Annotated in this window: 16 protein-coding genes and 1 pseudogene; 6 read left to right on the plus strand and 11 right to left on the minus strand. The window is 41.7% G+C overall.

The window, feature by feature from the left end; translation table 11 throughout:
* Nucleotides 1-60 precede the first annotated feature (60 nt).
* The 8 genes and pseudogenes from ACFO6W_RS22355 to mutY all read right to left on the minus strand — a co-directional run bounded on the left by ACFO6W_RS22355 (nucleotide 61) and on the right by mutY (nucleotide 7,491).
* Nucleotides 61-564, minus strand: coding sequence for an NADH-quinone oxidoreductase subunit J family protein (locus tag ACFO6W_RS22355; RefSeq protein WP_380000667.1), 504 nt, complete (start codon nucleotides 562-564; stop codon nucleotides 61-63).
* Nucleotides 565-819: 255 nt separating this feature from the next.
* Nucleotides 820-1,293 (minus strand): annotated as a pseudogene (locus tag ACFO6W_RS22360) (4Fe-4S binding protein); the annotation flags it as partial.
* A gap of 80 nt (nucleotides 1,294-1,373) precedes the next feature.
* On the minus strand, nucleotides 1,374-2,474 hold the full coding sequence (gene nuoH / locus ACFO6W_RS22365) for an NADH-quinone oxidoreductase subunit NuoH (protein ID WP_380000669.1): 1,101 nt from the start codon (nucleotides 2,472-2,474) through the stop codon (nucleotides 1,374-1,376).
* 123 nt (nucleotides 2,475-2,597) lie between these two features.
* Nucleotides 2,598-4,226: an NADH-quinone oxidoreductase subunit D gene (locus tag ACFO6W_RS22370; protein WP_380000672.1), complete on the minus strand. Its 1,629-nt coding sequence runs from the start codon at nucleotides 4,224-4,226 to the stop codon at nucleotides 2,598-2,600.
* 81 nt (nucleotides 4,227-4,307) lie between these two features.
* Entirely contained in the window at nucleotides 4,308-4,880 is a 573-nt protein-coding gene (locus tag ACFO6W_RS22375) for an NADH-quinone oxidoreductase subunit B (protein ID WP_044216933.1), read from the minus strand.
* Entirely contained in the window at nucleotides 4,871-5,224 is a 354-nt protein-coding gene (locus tag ACFO6W_RS22380; protein ID WP_291110978.1) for an NADH-quinone oxidoreductase subunit A, read from the minus strand. Before ACFO6W_RS22380 ends, ACFO6W_RS22375 begins: the two co-directional genes overlap by 10 nt.
* Before the next feature lie 202 nt (nucleotides 5,225-5,426).
* On the minus strand, nucleotides 5,427-6,353 hold the full coding sequence (locus tag ACFO6W_RS22385) for a glycosyltransferase family 2 protein (RefSeq protein WP_380000675.1): 927 nt from the start codon (nucleotides 6,351-6,353) through the stop codon (nucleotides 5,427-5,429).
* 73 nt (nucleotides 6,354-6,426) lie between these two features.
* Nucleotides 6,427-7,491, minus strand: coding sequence for an A/G-specific adenine glycosylase (gene mutY, locus ACFO6W_RS22390; protein ID WP_380000677.1), 1,065 nt, complete (start codon nucleotides 7,489-7,491; stop codon nucleotides 6,427-6,429).
* 124 nt (nucleotides 7,492-7,615) lie between these two features.
* Here mutY and ACFO6W_RS22395 point away from each other — a divergent pair, with 124 nt between their 5' ends.
* Together ACFO6W_RS22395 and ACFO6W_RS22400 are read left to right on the plus strand one after the other, a co-directional pair.
* Nucleotides 7,616-7,924, plus strand: coding sequence for an HU family DNA-binding protein (locus tag ACFO6W_RS22395; RefSeq protein ID WP_260397887.1), 309 nt, complete (start codon nucleotides 7,616-7,618; stop codon nucleotides 7,922-7,924).
* 313 nt (nucleotides 7,925-8,237) lie between these two features.
* Nucleotides 8,238-9,812 (plus strand): Rne/Rng family ribonuclease, encoded by a 1,575-nt coding sequence (locus ACFO6W_RS22400; RefSeq protein WP_380000679.1) that lies wholly within the window; start codon nucleotides 8,238-8,240, stop codon nucleotides 9,810-9,812.
* A gap of 194 nt (nucleotides 9,813-10,006) precedes the next feature.
* Here ACFO6W_RS22400 and ACFO6W_RS22405 read toward each other — a convergent pair whose 3' ends face one another.
* The 3 genes from ACFO6W_RS22405 to ACFO6W_RS22415 form a co-directional block, all read right to left on the minus strand.
* Nucleotides 10,007-12,865 carry a glycoside hydrolase family 2 protein gene (locus ACFO6W_RS22405; protein ID WP_380000681.1) on the minus strand — a complete coding sequence of 953 codons (2,859 nt, stop codon included), beginning with the start codon at nucleotides 12,863-12,865 and terminating at the stop codon, nucleotides 10,007-10,009.
* An 83-nt stretch (nucleotides 12,866-12,948) separates the two neighbouring features.
* Complete coding sequence (locus tag ACFO6W_RS22410) at nucleotides 12,949-14,073, minus strand: PepSY-associated TM helix domain-containing protein (RefSeq protein ID WP_380000683.1); 1,125 nt, start codon at nucleotides 14,071-14,073, stop codon at nucleotides 12,949-12,951.
* A gap of 228 nt (nucleotides 14,074-14,301) precedes the next feature.
* On the minus strand, nucleotides 14,302-16,710 hold the full coding sequence (locus tag ACFO6W_RS22415) for a TonB-dependent siderophore receptor (RefSeq protein ID WP_380000685.1): 2,409 nt from the start codon (nucleotides 16,708-16,710) through the stop codon (nucleotides 14,302-14,304).
* Nucleotides 16,711-17,106: 396 nt separating this feature from the next.
* Between ACFO6W_RS22415 and dxs the strand changes: the two genes are divergently transcribed.
* The 4 genes from dxs (at nucleotide 17,107) to ACFO6W_RS22435 (ending at nucleotide 23,058) form a co-directional block, all read left to right on the plus strand.
* On the plus strand, nucleotides 17,107-19,050 hold the full coding sequence (dxs, locus tag ACFO6W_RS22420) for a 1-deoxy-D-xylulose-5-phosphate synthase (protein WP_380000688.1): 1,944 nt from the start codon (nucleotides 17,107-17,109) through the stop codon (nucleotides 19,048-19,050).
* 101 nt (nucleotides 19,051-19,151) lie between these two features.
* Nucleotides 19,152-20,489 (plus strand): Trk system potassium transporter TrkA, encoded by a 1,338-nt coding sequence (trkA, locus tag ACFO6W_RS22425; RefSeq protein ID WP_380000691.1) that lies wholly within the window; start codon nucleotides 19,152-19,154, stop codon nucleotides 20,487-20,489.
* A 10-nt stretch (nucleotides 20,490-20,499) separates the two neighbouring features.
* On the plus strand, nucleotides 20,500-21,957 hold the full coding sequence (locus ACFO6W_RS22430; RefSeq protein WP_380000693.1) for a TrkH family potassium uptake protein: 1,458 nt from the start codon (nucleotides 20,500-20,502) through the stop codon (nucleotides 21,955-21,957).
* Between the two features lie 18 nt (nucleotides 21,958-21,975).
* Nucleotides 21,976-23,058, plus strand: a complete 1,083-nt coding sequence (locus ACFO6W_RS22435) for a CapA family protein (protein ID WP_380000695.1) — start codon at nucleotides 21,976-21,978, stop codon at nucleotides 23,056-23,058.
* Nucleotides 23,059-23,319: the final 261 nt, after the last annotated feature.

The following is a 23,319-nucleotide window of genomic DNA, read 5'->3' on the forward strand; positions in this document are numbered from 1 at the left end:
ATATTACTTTTTTACTATTCATTTCAGTCTCCCCTCCCTTTGGAGGGGTAGGGGGAGGTGTTATCTTTTTCTGGCAATCATTATACCACCAATAATACAAGCTAACAACAACACACTTATAGCCTCGAACGGCAGCAAGTACTGGTATTTGTCCGTACCCATCATTGCCATACCTATATCCTGCATCTGCAACTCGCTTTGTGTAACGTAAGTATAAAACTTGTTCACATTGTAGAATATTATGTGACCGCAAATACCCAGTCCGGCCAGAGCCGCAACTGCTGCTATGAATACCCTTCCCGGTTTTTCGAATTTGACATCCACTCCCGGCTCATGGGTGAGCAGGATAGCAAAGATGAACAATACCATCACACCTCCTGCATAAACAGCTATCTGTACTGCCATCAGGAAATGATAATCGAGTAGTAAATACAAACCTGCTGTACCTAAAAGGACAAATAACAGGAATGTCGCCGAGCGGATAATCTTTTGTGTTGTAACCGCCATAATGGAGGAAAACACAATGATTGTTGCTATAATGTAAAATATAATCTGTTCTGCCATAATCTGTTGATTATCGTATATTATTTATTCTTTATCTTCTTTTGGCCCAATATCTCCATCTGTCTTGGACGCAGGTACTGTCTTGGTTGTCACATCCTTTTTCACATCCAGTTCGGGATGGCTTCCATCGGCCGTTTTTATATCCTGTGCAGGTATAGGTTCGAGCGGAGTCTGGGGTACATTTTCCGGCGCCGTATTCTTTCCATGTACGGCATCTTCTGCTTTAGCTACAGGACTTGTTACAAGAGCAGGCTTTTCCTTTTTCTTTTCACGGAGCTTAGAACCTTCATGGTTTAGTTGCTGGATAAGCTTACTGCGAGTAAAGAGCGAATTTTCGAAAGTATTCGCAAAAACAATCGCATCCGACGGACAGGTTATCACACACAGATTACAGAATGTACACATTCCTAAATCATAAATGTAACGGTCTATTATTTTTTTCTTTTTCCCATCTTCTGTCTCTATACTCTTCGATATAACCTGTATTGTCCCGTTCGGGCAATTCATCTGACAGATACCACAAGCTGTACAGGCATGCTCGTTATTTTCATCGTGCGGCATGATCAGCTCGCCACGGAAACGGTCAGGGATTACAAGGGTTGCGCGGTTTTCAGGGTATTGCTCTGTGATCTTTTTTGTCCACAGCTCACCCCATGTCACCCTCATACCTGTGAGCAATGACCTGATACCTCCAAATAAACCTGAAAAATATTCTGATACTGAACTCATTATCGTATTTTCTATAAATTAAGGTCTCAGACCTTTTTATTATTTTTATATCTGCAACAGTATTAAATACTATCTTTTATTCATTTAAAAGTCCAACCCAATAAAACCATAGCTACCATCAATAATATGTTTACCATATTAATCGGCAACAGATATTTCCATTCCAGATTCAACAGCTGGTCGATACGCAAACGCGGGAACGTCCATCTTACCCACAAACTGAGGAAGACAAGGAATCCTGCTTTTCCAAAAAACCATATGAATGACGGAATATAGTTCATCACATGGTTAAATCCGTCCCAACCTTCAATCTGTACAGGCATCCATCCTCCTAAGAATACAGTAGCGGCGATACCTGCAACAATAAACATATTCAGATACTCAGCCAGATAGAAAAACCCGAATTGCAATCCTGAATATTCCGTATGGTAACCTGCTGTTAACTCCGATTCAGCTTCCGGCAAGTCGAAAGGCCCACGGTTAGTTTCGGCATGTCCTGAAATCAGATAGATAATAAATGCTATAAATGCGGGAACATGTCCTGCTATTATATTCCATTGATGGAGATATGTCTGACCCTGTATTATCTGGGAAAAACTCATTGTTCCTGACAATACAACTACTGTCATCAAAGCGAATCCAGCGGAAAGTTCATAGCTTATAAATTGGGCTCCGCTTCGCATGGCTCCGATCATCGAATACTTATTATTACTTGACCATCCGGCCAGTAATACCCCGATGATACCCAGTGATGAAACGGCAATTACATAGAATGCGCCGATATTGAAATCCACGACTTGAAGTCCCTGACCAAATGGTAATGCACCGAATGTAAGCATGGAAGCCACAATCATAAAGAAAGGCGCTGTAAAAAACAGGAACCTGTCGGATTGCTTAACATGAATAATTTCCTTTAGCAATATCTTTACCATGTCGGCCACACTCTGAATGAGTCCGTATTTACCTACACGGTTCGGGCCTAAACGTGCCTGGAAAAATGCCGTAATTTTACGTTCTACATAGATTAATATCAAGGCCAGTACTGCATAAAGGGTCAGTAAGACAATACCTATCAGTACAAATTCTATTGTCAGAGCTGCCCATGTTGGCAAATTGGCGTGTAGCCATGTATCAAGCCATGAGGTCAATTGAGAGGGCTCTAACGAAAATTTTAACAGCATATGTTTTTATATTGATAAAATGAATAAGCAAAAAAAGCATTTAATGCAACATTATTTAACCGCAACCTATTATTGCTGTTGCAAATACAAAAGCAACAAATAGGTCTGAGACCTTAATCTGTATTAACGGTCGATATCAGGAATCACATAATCCATAGAACCACCGATACCGATAAAGTCTGAAATCTTCTCATCTTCACAAATCAAGGGCATCACCGAAACAGCAGCCATCGACGGAGAACGGAATTTCAGACGGTATGGGACCTTGTCGCCACGGCTTTCGATGAATACACCGAATTCTCCACGACCGGCCTCCACTCTCTGATAGTACTCACCCTCAGGCAATTTGATTATAGCTTTTGTTTTGGCTAAGAATTCGCCATCAGGTATATTATCTACTAATTGTTCTATAATCTTCAGGGACTCTTCTATTTCATCCAGACGGTTCAGATATCTGGCAAAGGCATCCCCTTCTTCACGTATAATTTCTGTAAATTCTACTTTATCGTAAAGTGCATAAGGTACATGCTTACGGATATCAGAAGCGAATCCCGAACCACGTCCTGCAGGTCCTGTAACCGCATAAGAAATAGCGTCTTCTTTGGAAAGAAGGCCTATTCCTTTCATACGTCCCAATGCGATGACATTCCCTGTAAACAATCTGTCATATTCTTTCAGGCGCTTACGCATGAGCGGAATGAATGCTTTTACATCTTTCTGGAATTCAGGGTATATATCGAACATAACACCACCGATAACGTTGTAATTAATAATCAAACGCCCGCCTGATGTCTGTTCAAATATCTTCAGTATTTCCTCACGTTCGCGCATACCGTATATAAAAGCGGTGGTAGAACCTAAGTCCATACACATGGTCGCCCAGGCTACAAGATGGGAATCGATACGATTCAACTCATCCATAATGGTACGGATATATTGCGCTCTTTCCGGAACTTCTATTCCTCCGGCTTTCTCCACACACATACATAGGCCGTGACGGTTGATGTTTGCGGAAAGATAGTCCAGACGGTCAGTCAGATGCAGTATCTGCGGATAGGTCATGTTCTCGCACATCTTTTCTATCCCGCGATGGATATATCCGCTGTGGACGTCTATCTTCTTCACCATCTCACCTTCCAATGCAACACGGAAGTGCATCACCCCGTGGGTAGAAGGGTGCTGTGGCCCTATATTTATTATATAATCGGTTTCTTCGAATACCCTTACGTTCTCCTCCTTCAATCCATTGGGTGTTTCCATAATCCGGGGAGCAATATCAACGATATCTTTACTCTCTACCGAAACGGGGTTCAATACAGGGTTTGTATCATAATCTTTTTTCAACGGAAAACCATTCCAATCGGAGTTGAGGAAGAAACGGCGCATATCCGGATTATTGATAAAACGGATACCGAACATCGCATATACCTCACGTTCATTATAATGGGCGGTTTCCCATATATCTGTAACTGTATAAAGCAATGGATTTTCTCTATCGACTGTACCTGTTTTCAGGACAACCTCCCTGGATAAATCTTTTGATGAAGCCAGAAGATAATTTACCCCGAGCTTTTCTCCCCAGTCCATTCCGGTCAGCATAGCCAGATAGTCGAAAGGATACTCTGCATGATAGCGAAGAGCTTTTGCCAAATGGCGTAATTTGTCCGGCTCCACAGTAACCGTAAGCCTTCCGGCGTCTTCGATCACCGCTTCGGGTACGGCTTCCAATATTACTTTCCTGATGTTTTCCATCGATATATTATAGTTGCGAATTACATGTTAATTTTATATGGGGAATAACTGCCCCTATCTGTGCGTGTAACCAGAAACGAGTTACTTATTCTTTTTATCTACTTTGAACAAAAAGCGTTCCACCTTGATTTTACGTTGCAGCTGCATCAAGCCATAAAATAAAGCTTCAGGACGGGGAGGACATCCCGGCACATATACATCTACCGGCATTATTTCATCGATTCCTTTCACTACATGGTATGAATCCACAAACGGGCCTCCGGAAATAGCACAACTGCCCATGGCCACAACATATTTAGGTTCTGCCATCTGATCGTATACACGCTTAAGCAGCGGAGCCATTTTATGTACGATTGTACCTGCTACTACCATTGTATCGGCCTGGCGGGGACTATTACGCGTAACCTCCATCCCAAAACGGGCGAGGTCGTAACGGGCAGCAGCCGAAGCCATAAATTCGATACCGCAACAACTGGTAGCGAAAGCCAAAGGCCAGACAGAATTGGATCGTCCCCAGTTAATAAGGTCGTCCAGTTTTCCAACAACAACCGGAACTCCGTTTTCATTCAGCTCCTTTATATAATCTTCAAGGTATTCATTATCCTTAAACTCATCGTTAGGAATACCTTTTATATATATTTTCTTTATTTCCATTGCAATGCTCCTTTCCTCCATGCATAAGCCAATCCAAGGCCTAAGATTAATACAAAAAACAGTATACTATATAATCCAGGCATACCTAAATTCCGTACAACAGTTGCCCACGGAAATAGAAATATGGCCTCCACATCGAACATTAAATATAAGATTGCATAAAGATAATATCCTACCTTAAACTGCATCCATGAAGTACCGTGGGTCGGAACCCCGCATTCGTATGGTTCTCCTTTTTGTGCATTAAATGATTTTGGTGATAGTAGCAATGCCATGCCGAGTCCGGCGCATACAAGCATAATTCCCGTTAAAAGAACGACTAAAAAAAGAGCAGAAGAACTCATATTTTCATTTTAAGATTAAAACTTTTCTATCAATTGTCAATCACTTTCTATGGTATCAGTGACACTTTGCCAAAACCGCAAAAAGCGCACCAAATGAGAGTCTGCGGACAATCGGCGCAAAATTACAGTTTTATTTTTTAAACACAAAAATTTATATGCCAAATTATTCAAATTTGACAACTAAAGATTGCAAAACAACCTTTTATGCTGTTTCCTTCACTATATAAATCGGACGTTTCTTTGTCTCAAGATAGGTTTTGGAAAGGTATTGCCCCAAAATACCAAGACAGAACAACTGAATCCCGCCTATAAAGAAGATCACACACATAGTAGACGGATACCCTTGCACATCATCGCCAAACACCAATGTTTTGAAGATAATAACACAGATCATAACAAATGCAATGAGGCAAAACAAAATACCAAACAGGGAAGCAATAAGCAACGGACGTGTAGAGAATGCGATTATCCCCTCTAATGAATAAAGGAACAATCCGATAAACGACCATTTAGTCTGCCCGGCAACGCGTTCGATATTCTCGAAGGCGATCCACTTGGTATTGAAGCCGACCCATCCGAAAATGCCCTTTGAAAAACGGTTGTACTCACTCATTTCCAATATAGCATCAACCATCTGGCGCGTCATCAACCTGAAATCCCGCGCTCCGTCGACCACCTCCGTATCCGATATTTTATTTATAAGTTTATAAAATTGTTTCGCAAAGAATGAGCGCATAACAGGCTCTCCTTTCCTGTCTACACGCCTCGTCGCCACACAGTCGTAATTTTCCGTTTTAAGGCTCTCATACATTTCCCTCACCAGAGAAGGCGGATCTTGCAAATCGGCATCTATCAAGGAAATATAGTTCCCTGTGGCAGCCTTCAAGCCTGCATATATACCCGCTTCTTTACCAAAATTCCGGGAAAAAGACACATAATGAACCCTGTCGTCCGATTTCTTTAATCCTTTCACCAATTCCAATGTCTTATCCTTGGAACCGTCATTGATAAAAATAAACTCAAACTCCTGCTCAGACATCTCTGCTGTCAGTTTCACTAGTTCTTTATATAGGAAGGGAAGAGCTTGTTCTTCATTATAGCAAGGCACAATTAAAGATATCTTATCCATGTTTCGATGTTTGTTTATGTTTCGTACAAAGTTATAGTGTTTTGTGGCTTATGCAAATAGCAAAGCCTAATAGTTACATTTTTTCAAAATATTTATGCACCAAACGCGATACGGGATATTCGTCCACATCTTCAATCCTCACCTTTAAATATTCGCCGGGCATCGATACGGTCTGCACGGTGACCTGATAAAATGTCGCATATATAGCCTGATGAGAAAGGATATGCTTCATCTGCAACACATATTCTATAATATATGCACCATCATTATCTTTAAACAGTTTTTTGAAACCATCCGCTTGCCGGAGTTCCTCTATCGGTAAAGCGTCTCCGGTTTCCACCAATGGCAACTCATACAGACCCTGCCAGATATCTTTTGCCGTACGCTTATGCAAAAGCATATAACCGTCGCCGAAGCGGATATCGAAATAATGAAAATAACGGGCACGCACCTTTTGTTTTCCTTCTTTTACCGGAAATACTCCTACCCTGCCTTGCGCATATGCAAGACACATCACCGAAGCCGGGCAATCTCCACAATGGGGTGACGCAGGTACACACTGCAAGGCCCCAAACTCCATAATAGCCTGATTATGCAGACCTGGCCTTTTATCATCAAGCAATTCCTGTGCGAGCTGAGAGAACAGCTTCTTACCCTTTGTGCTATCTATAGGCTCTTCAATAGCAAATATACGCGACAACACCCTGAACACATTACCATCGACAACCGCATATGGCTGATTATAGGCAAACGACACTATCGCGGCAGCAGTATATCCCCCCACCCCTCTCAGACTCAAAACACCTTCATAATCACGAGGAAAGGCTCCATTATATTTCTCCAATATCATTTTTGCGGCTGCATGAAGATTACGCGCGCGGCTGTAATAGCCCAGACCCTGCCAAAGCTTCAAAACCTCATCTTCTTCGGCCTGTGCCAACAAACCTACGGAAGGGAATCTTTTCACAAACCGGTTAAAATACGTATATCCTTGATCTACTCGCGTTTGCTGCAATATTATTTCTGAAATCCAGATAAAATAAGGGTCTGTTGTATCGCGCCAAGGTAACTCCCGTTTATTATCATTATACCACCTTATTAATATAGAACTTAATCTTAAATCTTTTTCTTTACTCATTTACAATTATTTACAACAGACAGAAATCCCCGGTCACCGAAAGTTAATTTCTGCATTATTTAGAAAAAATGGCCGTTATTTGTTTCAAAGGTAAATAAAAAGCTATATATTTGCAGTCCAAAAAATTAATTGTTTTGAATCTAAAAAAAATAAGAAAATGACAAAAGCTGACATCGTTAACGAGATTGCGAAAAATACAGGCATAGACAAAGCGACTGTATTGAAAACAGTTGAATCATTCATGGACGTAGTTAAAGACTCCCTGAGCAAGAATGAAAATGTTTATTTAAGAGGTTTCGGTAGTTTCATCGTGAAGACAAGAGCTCAAAAAACGGCTCGTAACATTTCTAAAAACACGACTATTATCATACCAGCACATTCAATTCCGGCATTCAAACCTGCCAAAACTTTCGTAATCCAAGTAAGAAAGTAATTGAGACGCATACAAATTATTAATTACTAAATATATAAATAACATGCCAAGCGGAAAGAAAAGAAAAAGACATAAAATGTCTACGCATAAGCGCAAAAAAAGACTGAGAAAGAATAGGCATAAGAAGAAAAAATAAGCCTTATTTCTTTCTTTAACAGAAATATACAGGAACAAACTTACAAATTGTTGAATTTTAAGTTTGTTCTTTGTGTATTATATGCAATCCGCTTCTATTACACAAAGAAGCAAACCTATTTTAAGGTTTAAATACTGGATATATTTAAATCTAATTTTCAACTTCTAAATTATAGTTATGAATAGCGAACTAGTAGTCGATGTTCAGCCCAATGAAGTCTCGATAGCAGTACTTGAAGACAAAAAGCTTGTCGAACTGCAAAAAGAAGGAAGAGATGCTTCATACGCGGTAGGAAACATCTATGCCGGCAAAGTGAAAAAGCTTATGCCCGGACTAAACGCTGCTTTTGTAGACATTGGATACAAAAAGGACGCTTTTCTTCACTATTTAGATCTTGGTGCTCAATTCAAATCTGTTGATAAGTTCTACAAACAGGCGCTGGCTGATAAGAAAAAATTCCCGAACATCTCCAAAATGAAACTGGAGCATGACATAGATAAGGATGGTTCTATCAGTGACATACTGAAACCAGGGCAGGAAATCCTGGTACAAATAGCCAAAGAACCTATATCGACAAAAGGCCCCCGCCTTACATCGGAATTGTCCCTGGCCGGACGTTTCCTCGTTGTTATACCTTTTAATGATAAAGTCTCCGTATCACAAAAAATCAAGTCGAAGGAAGAACGAGCCCGACTACGTCAGCTGATACAGAGTATAAAGCCTAAAAACTTCGGCGTAATAGTAAGAACTGTAGCCGAAGGTAAGAAAGTAGCCGATCTGGATACTGAACTGAAAACACTGGTAAAGCGATGGGATGACAATCTTCCCAAAATACAGAAAAGCAAGTTGCCGACTCTCGTCTTTGAAGAAACAGGACGTATAGTTGCCCTTTTGCGTGATGTATTTAATTCGAGCTTTCAGGAGATACATGTAAATGAGCCTGATACATGTAATCAGATAAAAGATTATATTTCATTCATTGCGCCTGAGAAGAAGAACATTGTAAAACAATATGACGGTGACCTCACCATATTCGACAACTTCGGCGTTACAAAACAAATAAAGGCTCTTTTCGGAAAAACGGTAACGTTCCGAAACGGAGCATATCTGATTATAGAACACACAGAAGCATTGCACGTAATAGACGTGAATAGCGGAAACAGGTCAAAGAACCCGGAAGCCGGACAAGAAAATAACGCCTGGGAAGTGAATTCCGCGGCAGCAGAAGAAATAACCAGACAGCTAAGATTACGAGACATGGGGGGCATAATCGTAATCGACTTTATAGATATGACTGAAGGCGAGCACCGCAGTCAACTGATAACAAGAATGCAGGAATTAATGTCTAACGACCGCGCCAAGCATAACATTTTGCCTCTAAGCAAATTTGGGTTGATGCAAATCACAAGGCAGCGCGTTCGCCCTGAAATGGAAATTACCACAACCGAAATTTGTCCTAACTGTTTCGGTAAGGGAGAAATAAGGCCATCCATATTATTCACAGACACCTTGCGTATGAAAATCAGTTATCTTGTAAAAGATCTGAAAGTGAAGAAATTTACCTTGCACGTACATCCATACGTTGCAGCGTTTATCAATCAAGGTCTTATTTCCCTCAAATGGCAGTGGAAATGGAGATATAGCATGGGAATAAAAATATTACCGAACCAGAATCTGGCTCTTCTCGAATATCATTTTTATGATGAGAACAAAGAAGAAATAGATATGAAACAAGAGTTTGAAGTAAAATAATTATTGCCTAAAATACAGGGAAAGCCGCTTTGATATATCAAGGCGGTTTCTTTTTTGTTATAACCAATACGGATCGGGAGTTGAAGCTATAATCAACTGCCGGTTTGTAAATATGCTGAACGTCCAGTTATAAATAAAGCCGCATTTGCATGACGCAAATGCAGCTTTATCTTTTATTCCGGAATCCTTATCTTTTACTTACTCTTTGCATTATATCCTTCAGCTACCACCTTATAGTTATTAGTAAGCTGTTGGGGCAGGGTCAATTCTACAACTCTTTTTTCCCCCGGTAATAAATTGATATAGCCATCGGAGAAATAGGCAGGGAGAAGTATTTCGTTTGTATTTTTATCCACTGCATTCAATTTCAGGGCGGCAGCTAACGTTTTTGAAGGATTTGATACCTCCACCAATGTTCTACCTTTTGTGTTTATAGTCTTTACAACCACGTCCACAGGAGATAGTGTATTCATATTCCTGTATGAGTCAATGCTTCCGTCAGTCATCCAATAGTCATTTGTCGATATCGTTTTGCCTTTTATATCTTTCAACTCCAGGCGTGTCAGATACAGTTTAGGCAAACTATTCACGTTTGCAGGGACAAAGCATTTAGTAGCTGAATTTGCCTTAGCGTCCAACTTTATATCTTTCTTATACAACTCTTTACCTTGCAGGCTTATATATTTGATGCTGGCCGTCACTGATCTGTAATCATGCAATGTCGTATTAATAACCATTACATCGTTATCCGGCAAATTCATCTGTATATGTACCGGCTCACAGGCTTTCTTCGCCCCGAAATATGACCCAGGTGTTTCATAATCGTAAGTGTATGTCTGCCAGATCATGCTCGGCCACGCCGGGTGGCTCATCCACAGTATAAGGCCTGTAGTATTGTCCCACATCTTGCTATTCCATGCTTCGAGCATATTGCGCCATGCATCGTATGTTATAAATTGTGATTTGCGGACAAAATCCTCCATACTATCGGGTTTTCCGTAACGGTTGACCGCATTCATAAAGTCCCCGAAATTCTGGGATGTGTGATGTAAATCGTGATATGCCCATACATCATTTATCGGCCATTGATCTTCAGGGGCGATGAATTTGCGGATAGTATTCGCCGTAGGGATAGCATAACTTCCCATCTCGGTATTGAAACCTTTTGCATTTTGGGTATAGTATAGCGACGGATCTTTAAAGTATCCCCACGGACCGCTTGTTCCCATATTCAGAAAACGGGATTGACCATGATAATGGCGGGTAGGGTCTTCTTGCGCGACCATTTTTGTTAGCATTTCGCTCATTCCTTCCGGGGCAAAACCTTCATTGCGGGGACACCAGATAGCTATAGACGGATGATTGCGGTAACGGCGTACTACATCAGTAGCATTCTTAACAAACAGGTCGAAGTCGCTTGGCTCTACCGTATCATCTGTAGTAATCCAGAAATCGTTCCAAACCAACATGCCGTATTCGTCACAAAGACTATAAAATACTTCTTCGGTCGATTCACCCGTCCAGTTGCGGATAATATTGAAATTGGCATCGCGATGCAAACGTACATACGGTTCAATCCGTTCTCTCGACACCCTTTTCATACCATCGTCCATACCCCAGTTGCCGCCACGACAGAATATCCTCACTCCGTTTACCCTGATTGCAAGGAAAGGTCCGACAGAATCGTCGGCAGATAATGTTTCCAATCCTGATATATCTGCACCTTTGGCAATTGCAGGCAGTTGATTATCTTTGGTAAAGAAAGCCCTTTTTTCATAATCGAATACGGGGTTTCCTTTATTTGTCGTTGAGTTAGGCGTATAAAGTACCCTTTTATTCTGATTATTATCACTCACCATCAGTTCATATGACATCTCACGGATACCGAAGCGTACTTTCTTCGTGTCCGAGATACTGCTATTTGTCCGGACGGTTAGTTCCAGGTCATATAACTCCGGATTGCCGTAACCGTTTGGCCACCACAGGCGGGGATTCTTTATATTTAATTCCTTATGCTCCTCGGGACTGAAAACCAATATTTTTTCCTCATTAGCTTTCAGCGAATAAGGTATATCGATATTCATATTCTCTATTTTTGCAGAAAGTGTCCCGTTTATAGCATTTGCACTTATATTACGGATATTAGTACGGATAGTTATTTTCGCCTGAGTAGTGTCGGGTAAGAGAATATCTGTTGTCACCAAAGGATCACCGATCAATACGTCACCACTCGACCTGAGTCTTACATCCTGCCAGATACCTGTATTACGGTCGCGAATACCCGGAATCCAGTCCCAGCCTATAGAAGATATGAACGTTGGCCCGTCGGTACTCAGCACTCCTCCGTTCAAGCCCTGCCCGGCGATCATTGATTGTTCGTGAGGTATTCCCGGATTATTGGGAGGCAGGATATGGACGGCCAGTATATTTTCCGAATCTAGGTTTACAACACCTGTCACATCGAACTTTCCCCGGATAAAGGCCCCTTTTATACTACCCAGCCTTTTTCCGTTCAGATATATTTCTGCCCGGTAATTTATACCATTAAAGAGTAATTGCAGTTGCTTGCCGGCAATATCCTGCGGGACATTAAATTTACACCTGTACCACCAATCGGTGCGGCTCAGCGAATCGGGGATATTCATATTATTCAGTCCGAAAAACGGATCGGGATAAACTCCCTGATTTACCAGTGTAGTAAGGACTGTACCGGGAACAGTGGCATTATACCATGTTGCCGTATTCAGTTGCGGATCGAATATTGACTTTCCGGATTCAATTACTGTTGCTCCGTCAGTCATTTCCCAGCCCTGAGAGATGATCCATTCTCCCTCTTGTGTAGAGGTAAGTTTTGCAGGTAAGTTTTGTTTTTCAATTCTTTTTGCATCCTGAAAAGGAGCATTACCTTCCGGCAGTTCCGATTGTGGCTGGGGCTGGCGTAACCCTGTCCATAAGTTAGTAAACTGCTGTGCTTTAAAACTTGTAGATGATACCATAAACAGGAGTAGTATCACCGTACCTTTCAGATACAATTTTTGTTGTTCGTTAATCATGGGTTCTGACTTTATTGTTTTTGATTAATAGGTCAGACACAAAGGTAATATTTTTTACCCGCGAGATAACGCTCAAACGTTAATTAACTTTTGCGGCGTTCTTTCCTCGCCCTTACTTTTGCCCTCTCCCTTCTCTTGGCAAAAAAGATGTAATAGCCTGTAATGGGTAGACTTGCGCCCACAAGGGAGAAAAAACAGGTAAATATTTTCGACCAGATACCCCAGTAATTCCCTACATGTAAACTATATACCCATGCCCACACCTTAGTTGTTCCCTCCTGATCTTTAAACAGGGTGATTTTTGTTATCTCTCCCGTGTTTTTATCAAAGTCATACTTATCTGTAGCCCTCGAAGTCAGGGATGACTTCAGATGTACTGTAGCCGATTTATCCTGCACCCGGATGTATTCATTGTCCGGATTTGCCGTTTTCAGGGTATTATATACTGTTTGCCAGTTTGCAATATTCAGTTCTTCTTTTTTCCCTTCCTTACCTCTTCCTCCGCCTCCGCGGTTTCCTCCCCCATGTCCGGATTCCTTAGGCGCTTCTACTCCGAACAACTTAAATACTCCGTTCCTGTACCACTCGAAAGACCACATCATCCCTGTAAATGCGCAGATCAGCAACACAAGACAGGCATATGCTCCCAGCACGTTATGCAGATCGTACCATAGACGCTTCCCTCCTTTACGAAATTGAATCTTGAAACGGCTCTTATTCAGTCTGCGGGGCATCCATACTATAAAACCACTGATAAGAATAAATACGAATATCAAAGTTGAGATACCTACTGTATATTTTCCCCATGTACGCCCCCCGTCCAATAGCCAGCGGTGAAGTGACATAATAGTAAAGAAGGGGCTTTCCCTGAATTTATACATTCCGGTTACTTCTCCTGTATATTGGTTTACAAACGCCGATATGCGGAAGCCTTCTTTGAGGGTCATCGCATAAGTACGTTCCGGATTATCCTGTATCTGCACACTGGCAACAGTATTGCTGTCCAGTTGAGCATTTACCAACGGTATCAGTTCATCCAACGGTATCGGACTGCCTTTAACCTCTTTTACAAAATAGTGGGATGGATTGGCCAGTTGGAGTATTTCATCCTGAAAGACAAGTATTGCTCCTGTAAGGCAAACGATTACAATGATAATTCCGACAGGAATAGAGAGCCATTTGTGTAGCTGTTTAAGAAATTTCCGCATAAATGTATTTCTGTATTCTAAAAGAAAGTTCCGATGGATTGACTATCAAACAATTCATCGGAACAACTATCATCAAAGTTAAGTAATTCTTTAATCTATATCTTTTTGAGAATTGAGGCAGATTAAATCAACTATCATCTCTGCAAATTTCGGGGTAATTATAATAACCTGCAATCCCAATAAATAATGATTTTCTCATTGTCCCGTAATCATAAATAGTGATTCGCTCTAGAAACGGTACGATACTACTGCCGCAAAATTGCGCGGGTCGATTTGATTTATATAACCGCCACGGTAGTATGAATTATATCCTACTTCATCGAATATATTGTTGAAGAATACACGGGTAGTCACCTTGCCGTAAGTATAAGCTAGTTGAGCGTTCACGGTTGTATAGGCAGGCATATCAAAGGGTTTTGTCCCGGTAAGTGTGCCTTCATGTCCATTTGGTTTCAGCGAGAAGTCATCCACAGGACGCTTGCCTACATAGTAGGCGCCAAGACCAATGGATAAACCTTTCAGCGGACTTCTATCCAAAGTATAATATACCCATCCGTTTGCTGTATGCTTAGCTGCATTTATAGGTGCAGACCCTTCTTCATATGAAGGACTGTTCTTGTATTTGGCATTCGTGTATGAATACCCCAGCATCACCTGCAAATTGGTCAGTATACGTCCGCTTAATTCCACTTCTACCCCGTTTCTCTTCAGGTCTCCTGCTTTGTAATAGTAGCCTGTCGTTTCCTGAGTTCCTGTTCCTTCATTATATACGTATTCCGAGTTAGTGAGGTTGTCGGTAAGTATGTCGAAATATGTAAAGTTGAAGCGCAATCTTTCATTAAGCCAGTCTGATTTAATACCGAACTCCCATTGTTTTGTTGTAGCAGGGCCTGCAAGGGTTACCCTGTCTTCCAGGATGTTTGCAGCATTCCTAAGATTGGTACTAGTTGTATACGAACCGAATATATTCATGTTTTTTAAAGGAGTAACCATTACTCCTACCATCGGATTCCATGCATCTTCTGTAGTTACACCTCCACCTGTATTATTCGTAGAAATGGAACTATAGCGAAGTCCCAATATCGCTTTTAAATACTCATTAATAGTCATTACCTCCTGAGCCATAATGCCATATGTAGAATAGTATGTATCAACCGGCGTGTTTGGTTTTATATATTTTATGATGGAGTCCTGACTTACGTCATTCGGTATAGAAGGAGAATTTACAATATCTATATTTCCTAACGAATAAGACGAAAAGCTGGTGGTGGATACATCCGCTGTCCTGTAGTCGAATCCTAGCTGGAATGTATGTTTCACACTTCCTGTATAAATGTCTTTACCGACCAGGTCGAGCTGGAATGTTGAATTCTTGTCATCCCTCATATTTCTTGTCAATGATCTACCTCTCACATTATAATCATCCTTAATAGCTCTTGTTCCAATAGACGTATTCAAATTATCAAATTTGTAAGAAGATCCGAAATAAGCAGCTCTAACGCTTACTTTGTCTGCAATCTGGCGTGTTATGCGGGCTGCATATGTAAGCGTTTTTGTGTTTATATTATCTGCTTTGGTACCAAGGAACTTATCGTGAGGTATCTCATACATCGCTTCTGTACCGCCATCGGCGAGATTTATTGCACTAGAAACCGGAGTTCTGTCATCATTCATATAATCCATTTCGAGAGTTACTGTCGTTTTTTCATCGGGTCTCCATTCCAAAGATGGATTGATGTAGACCTTGTTCAAAGAAACGATTGGGCGATAGTTGTCCGAACGCTCATAAGCGCCATTTAACCTGAAAGCAACAGTTTTCCCTTTATCGAGTACAGACTGTACATCGAATGTAGGGCGAAACTGCCCCCAACTACCTGCACGCACACCAACCTCTCCTCCATTTATAAACTTAGGAGTCTTCGTTACAACATTGATCACACCTCCTGCATTTCCTATATCGGTAATCACCCCTTGTGTAATCGCTGCAGAGCCTTTTATCATCTGAATACTTTCTACACCTTGCATATCGGTAAGGATCGATGCCGTCTGAAGCTGAGAATCTGTTCTGACCCCGTTTTTCAAAACCGGAATACCTCGAAAACCTCTGCTGGAAAAACTTTCTTTTACTCCTCCGTATGAGCCGAAAAGAATAACACCCGGAACATTCCGTATTGCCTCGGTCACGGTCAAAGCACCCTGTTCCGCTATCACCTTATCGGAAATAACCGAGATACTTTGTATCTGTTCGCTCGGACGAAGCGGCATACGGGTAATCGCATCCAGTTTTTCGGGTTGTTTATAACGCTCCCCGAATACTTCCACCTCACTTAGATTAGCATTTGGAACCATATCAAAATGCAGATGCACTTCGTTGTTATCCGACAGATTTACTTTTTTAGTATTATTGTTGTAACCCACAAAACTCACTTCTATAGTCAGTTCTCTCTTCGGTAAACGTACAAATCTGAATTTACCTTCATTATCAGTGGATACTCCTTTTTGCAGTTCCTTAATAACAACAGTAGCCGAAGCCAGAGGCTGTCCTTTGTCATCGATCACTCTCCCTTTTATCGTCTGTGCAACAGCTAGAGATATATTGAGAATAAGTAATAGGTTTAGAAAAATGATTTTTCTCATATTATTATATATTTTGTATATGTGTGAATAGATAAAAATAACCGATGGCAAAGGTCCTGATTATTGCTCAGGCTGGCAATCGCAAGAAATAATGATAATTTTATTTAATTATAACCATAAATAGGGATTGATAGGTGTGGTATTTCCCAAAGGGTTTGTTTATCGCTGAAAATTTAATAAGTATAGAGTTAATTAAATTAACTATTCACATCATTACAAAATAAATTATCTTTAAAATACTCTGGCTGAACTCATACTTTTATATTGATATATAAAAAGTGTCTGGCTCAACAGGTTAAATTACGCCCAACTTAATATATAAGTGCTTTTTGTTTTATATATTTGCCTGTTTATTATACCCTCAAAGAGGCGGTTCTATATTTGAAGAAAACGATTATGAGTGAACAAAACGATATATCAATACTAGAGAAGATAAATTATCCTTCCGACATGAAAAACCTGAGCATAGAAGAGCTGGAAACTCTTTGTTCAGATTTAAGGACCTTTATTATCGACCAGTTAAGCAATAATCCGGGGCACTTCGGTTCCAGCCTGGGTACAGTAGAGTTAACCGTTGCCCTTCACTATGTGTACAATACCCCATACGACCGCATCGTCTGGGATGTAGGACATCAGGCATATAGCCATAAAATACTCACAGGAAGAAAAGACAGATTCCATACCAACCGCCAGTTTGGTGGCCTGGCCGGATTTCCCAATCCGAAAGAAAGTGAATACGATGCTTTCATTGCCGGACACGCGTCCAATTCCATTTCGGCGGCATTAGGTATGGCTGTGGCTTCGGCCCTGAAAAAGGAAGACAGACATGTGGTGGCAGTCATCGGTGATGGCTCCATGACGGGAGGACTGGCTTTTGAGGCACTGAACAATGCAAATTCCCAGCCTAACGATATACTTATTATCCTTAACGATAATGATATGGCGATCGACGACAATGTGGGCGGAATACGAGATTATCTGGTAAAAATGACAACTTCCCCGACTTATAACCGTGTGAGGAACGATGTTTATCAGAAGTTTAAGAAAGGAAACCTGATCACGGAAAAAGGTAAAAACTTTATCCTCCGTTTCAACAATAGCCTTAAGTCTCTACTGACCAAGCAGCATAACCTTTTCGAAGGATTTAACATCCGTTATTTTGGCCCCGTGGACGGACACGACCTGCGTGGTTTGGTACGCATTTTACAGAACATCAAAGATCTCAAAGGACCAAAGATGTTGCATATACATACTGTGAAAGGTAAGGGGTTCAAACCGGCGGAAGTATCCGCTACAGTATGGCATGCGCCCGGTAAGTTCGATAAAGAGACCGGAGAGCGGATTGTTGTAAAATCGAAAGACCAGCCTCAACTATTCCAGGATGTTTTCGGGCATACTCTTGTCGAACTGGCACAGCAGGATGAAAAAATAGTAGGTATTACTCCTGCCATGCCAACAGGTTCGTCCATGACATACATGATGAAGGAATTCCCTGACAGGGCCTTCGATGTGGGCATTGCCGAAGCACATGCCGTAACTTATTCGGCCGGACTGGCAAAAGAAGGGCTTCTGCCATTTTGTAACATATATTCATCTTTTATGCAGCGGGCCTACGACCAGGTGATACATGACGTAGCCTTACAGAACCTGCATATAGTAATGTGTCTCGACAGGGCCGGGCTGGTCGGCGAAGACGGGCCTACTCACCACGGAGCATTCGACCTCGCATATATGCGTTGTATTCCGAATCTGGTAATCGCCTCACCATACAATGAGCATTATCTCCGCCACCTGATGTTTACTGCCGCTTATGGACATGACGGGCCATTTGTTATCCGTTATCCCAGGGGGCAGGGCGTACTATGTGATTGGGAATGTAAAATGGAGAAACTCGAAATCGGTAAAGGACGAAAGCTGAAAAACGGTAAGGATCTGGCCGTACTCACAATAGGCCCTATCGGAAATGCCGCCCGGGAGGCGATAGCCGCAATAGAAAGTGAGGGATATTCCATTGCCCATTACGACATGATATTCCTGAAACCAATAGACAAGGCATTACTGAAAGAAGTAGCCGAGAATTTCGAAAATGTTATGACCATTGAGAATGGGGTCGAAAACGGGGGATTGGGCAGTGCCGTACTTGAATATTTCTCAGAAAATAATTATCATAATATAAATGTTACCCGTGTAGGCTTACCGGACGAGTTTGTTACTCATGGTTCTATAAAAGAGTTGAATAAGCTTTGTGAAATAGATGCCCCGGGACTGGCAAAACGTATGCAGGAAACATTGATCCGGTATAATGTCGTACCTCAGCAACATGAGAATATATACAAGTAAGAGAAAGTATTTAATGCAATTTTTTTTATTACAACCAACTCTTGGTGTTATAGATAAAAAAGTAATGAATAGGTTTGAGACCTTAAATAGATAATATGTCTATGAGAATTGTAATCGCAGGAGCAGGAGCAGTAGGCACACATCTGGCAAAACTATTATCAGTGGAAAATCAGGATATCGTCTTGATGGATACTGATAAAAACAAGCTCAATTTTTCAAATACGAACCTGGAGATGATGACTATGGCCGGGTCATGCACATCACTGAAAGACCTGACCGAAGTGGATATTGAAGAAGCTGATCTGTTCATAGCGGTTACCCCTGATGAGTCTGTCAATATAACAGCGTGTATGTTGGCCTCGAATATGGGGGCAAAGAAAACTTTCGCCCGGATAGATAATTACGAGTACCTTTTACCAAAAAACAAAGAGTTCTTTGGTAAGCTGGGAATAAACTCGATGGTTTATCCCGAAATGCTGGCGGCCAAAGAAATTGTTTCAGCCCTGAAGCGTCCGTGGGTGCGCCAGTGGATAGAACTCTGCGACGGCAACATCATTCTGGCCGGAATTAAAGTACGGGAGAATTCCGAACTTGTAAACAAACATCTTTATGAATTGGGACAGGAAGATAAGATATTTCATATCGTCGCCATCAAACGAAAGAATATAACCATCATACCCAAAGGCAGTGACCAGGTACTGGCCGGAGACATTGTCTTTTTTACCGTCACCAAAGACAATATAGGCGATTTGCCCAAAATCGCGGGTAAAGCGACTTTTGATGTAAAAAACGTGATGATAATGGGCGGCAGCCGCATCGCTATCCGTACCTGCCAATATTTGCCCGACTCCACTAATATAAAGCTGCTGGAATCAGATAAGGAAAAATCCTATCAGTTACTGGAAAAACTGCCGAAGAATGTAACCGTCTACCATAGCGACGGGCGCAATGCCGAATTCCTGCTGCAGGAAGGCATAAAGGATATAGACGCCTTCATTGCCGTTACCGGAAACTCTGAAGCCAATATACTGGCCTGTATGGCAGCCAAGCGTTTCGGCGTAAGAAAAACGGTGGCCGAAATAGAGAATATGGATTATATCTCAATGGCTGAAAATCTGGATATAGGCAGTATCATCAATAAGAAGCTTATTACGGTAAGCAATATCTACCGTTTCCTGCTCAGCGCAGACGTATCCAACGTAAAGTCGCTGACCGTGGCTAATGCCGATGTAGCGGAAATAATAGCCCGCCCCAATTCCCGGATAACCAAGAAAGAAGTAAAAAATATAATATTACCGAAAAATGTGACCTTGGGAGGCCTGATACGCAATGGGGAACCAATGATGATCGACGGGGAAACCATGATTGAGCCTTACGACCATGTAGTAGTTCTTTGTCTCGACGACTCACTGCGCGAAGCGGAGAAGCTGTTCCATTAACCGATTACGAATGAGCAATTTCAATTATCGTTTTGTATTAAAAACTATCGGCTTTTTACTCATCATAGAATCTCTGTTTATGATGGCCGCGACTGTTGTTTCGTACTATTCGCATGAAATAGCCGGTGATGCGATCTTGATAAGCTCTACGATAACTTTCTTTGCAGGTGTGTTCCTGCGTCTGTCCGGAACCGAGGATTATGTAAAGCCGATAGGTAAACGCGAAAGCTTTCTGATGGTGGCCATGTCGTGGATAATCCTTTCCGCCTTTGGTATGCTGCCATTCTATTTCAGCGGCTCGATACCAAGCATCAGCAACGCCTATTTTGAAACAATATCCGGCTTTACCGCTACAGGAGCGACCATACTGACCGATATAGAGAGCATGCCCAAAGGCCTGCTTTTCTGGAGGAGTATAACCCAATGGATGGGAGGACTCGGTATCGTCGTGTTCGTTGCCACTATTTTGCCCATGGGAGGGAATGCCTCCGTACTGTACGATGCCGAGGTCACAGGGATCGGATATGACCGTTTCCGCCCGCGCATTTCACAGATAGCCAAACGGCTCTGGGTAGTTTATATATTTCTCACCGGCATACTTATCCTATTGTTGTGGCTGGGCCCGATGAATATATTCGACTCTGTCTGCCACGCTTTCACCACCATTTCCACTGCCGGATTCTCAACCAAGCAAAATAGTATCGCTTACTGGGATTCTGCTTATATAGAGTATGTTATTACGATATTCATGTTCATAGGCGGCATTAACTTCCCTCTTATCTACTTCTTCATGAAAGGCGATCCTAAAAAACTCCTCAGGAACGAAGAGTTTAAATGGTACGTCCTTATCATTATTATCTTCGTATCCATTATCGCTGTCGGGCTATATTCTTCGGGAAAGATAGAAGGCGTGGAAAGAACATTCCGCACATCACTGTTTCAGGTCGTTTCCATGCTGACAACGACTTGTTTTTCGACAGAAAACTTTATGAATTGGGGTGCGTTCTATCAGTTCGTGGTTGTCATCTTCATGCTTTTCGGAGCGTGTGCCGGGTCTACGGCGGGCGGTATTAAGATCGTGCGTATCATTATACTTTTCAAAAATTCGATCAATGAATTTAAACGGCAGGTACACCCGAACGCCATACTTCCTATTCGTCTCAATGACCGGGTGATTACCATGGACATTGTCACAAAAGTACTGGCTTTCATATTCCTTTATCTGGGAATACTTATTATCAGCTGCCTGCTCCTGTCTTTGTCGGGGATGGAATTTGAGAACTCCCTGGGCGCGGCTATTTCCTGTATAGGAAATGTCGGCGGAGGCCTGGCTGAAATCGGCACTAACGGGCATTTTTCCGATGTGCCTACAGTTTCCAAATGGTACCTTTGCTTTCTGATGCTCACAGGCCGCCTGGAACTGTTTACAGTACTTTCTTTGTTTATGCCCGCTTTCTGGAGAAGATAATAACCGATTCTTATATAAATGAAAAAACACTACACGCTTCTTGCCGCAACATTCTTTACCTGCACTGTTATCGCGCAAGAACAGAAAGTCAGTTTCCTTTTTGCCGGAGATGCCATGCAGCACAAGGGACAGCTCGATGCAGCGAAGACAAATGAAGGCTACGACTACTCTCCGTACTTCCGGTTTGTAGCAGATGAAATCAAACAGGCGGATATAGCAGTTGTCAATCTGGAAACCACCTTGCCAGGTGAGGGATACACCGGATACCCCCGCTTCGGTTCCCCAGATAAATACGCATGCGCGCTGAAAGATGCCGGATTCGATATATTCCTGTTGTCGAACAACCATATTCTGGACAAAGGGAAGAAGGGATTGGAGCGCACCATCACGGTACTGGATTCTATGAAGGTAAAGCACACAGGTGTTTTCACCAACGGGGAAAAGCGGGACTTGTATTATCCCCTGATGATGATAAAGAACGGCATCCGTATCGCTATGCTAAACTACACCTATGATACAAACGGATATAGCGTTACGAAGCCCAATATAGTTAATTATATCGACAAAAAACAGATACTGAAAGACATAGAACTGGCCAAGATAATGAAAGCCGATATTATTATAGCCAATATGCATTGGGGCATAGAATATGTACTAAAACATAACAAGGAACAAAAAGAGCTTGCCGATTTTCTTGTCAGTAACGGGGTACGTCTGGTTATTGGCGGACATCCGCATGTAGTGCAGCCTATAGACATACAAAAAGACGGGGAAGGAATCAGGAATATAATCGTATACTCGATGGGAAACCTGATTTCAGCCATGAAACCTGTAAATACAACAGGTGGGATGATGGTAAAAATAGACATCAGCAAAGATGGGAATAACCCTGTTAAGATAAATTCCTGTTCATACTCCCTTGTCTGGGTCAACAAGCTGATGAAAGACAAGGATACTCCATCCTTTTTTGAACTGCTCCCTGTGGCCTCTTTCGATAATGAGCTGGGACGGGAAAAATTAGGAGAAGAATCGTTCCTGAAAATGCAGACTTTTGCTACCAACGCGAAGAATGCAGTTGAGAGCTTATGGGAGAATGATTAGTCTGATGGAATGGATTCACGATGAGTAATCTTTCCGCCTGCCTTTCCAATCAATAGAAAAAGATAACAGCTAACTATGCAGATGAAGTTTTCACTTTATCCCAACATCCAATTTGTCAGGGCAAACCAAATTTTTACCTTTTTGAAAAAGTTTATCTATATATGTAGCTGATTGCCGGAGCTCTTTGAAGTATTGATTAAAGTAGGGTCTGCTGAAAAACTCAGCAGACCAATTCATATTTAATTCGGTTTGCGTCCGCTA

Origin of the sequence: Dysgonomonas termitidis (assembly GCF_042654545.1) — a bacterium.
GTDB lineage: Bacteria > Bacteroidota > Bacteroidia > Bacteroidales > Dysgonomonadaceae > Dysgonomonas > Dysgonomonas termitidis.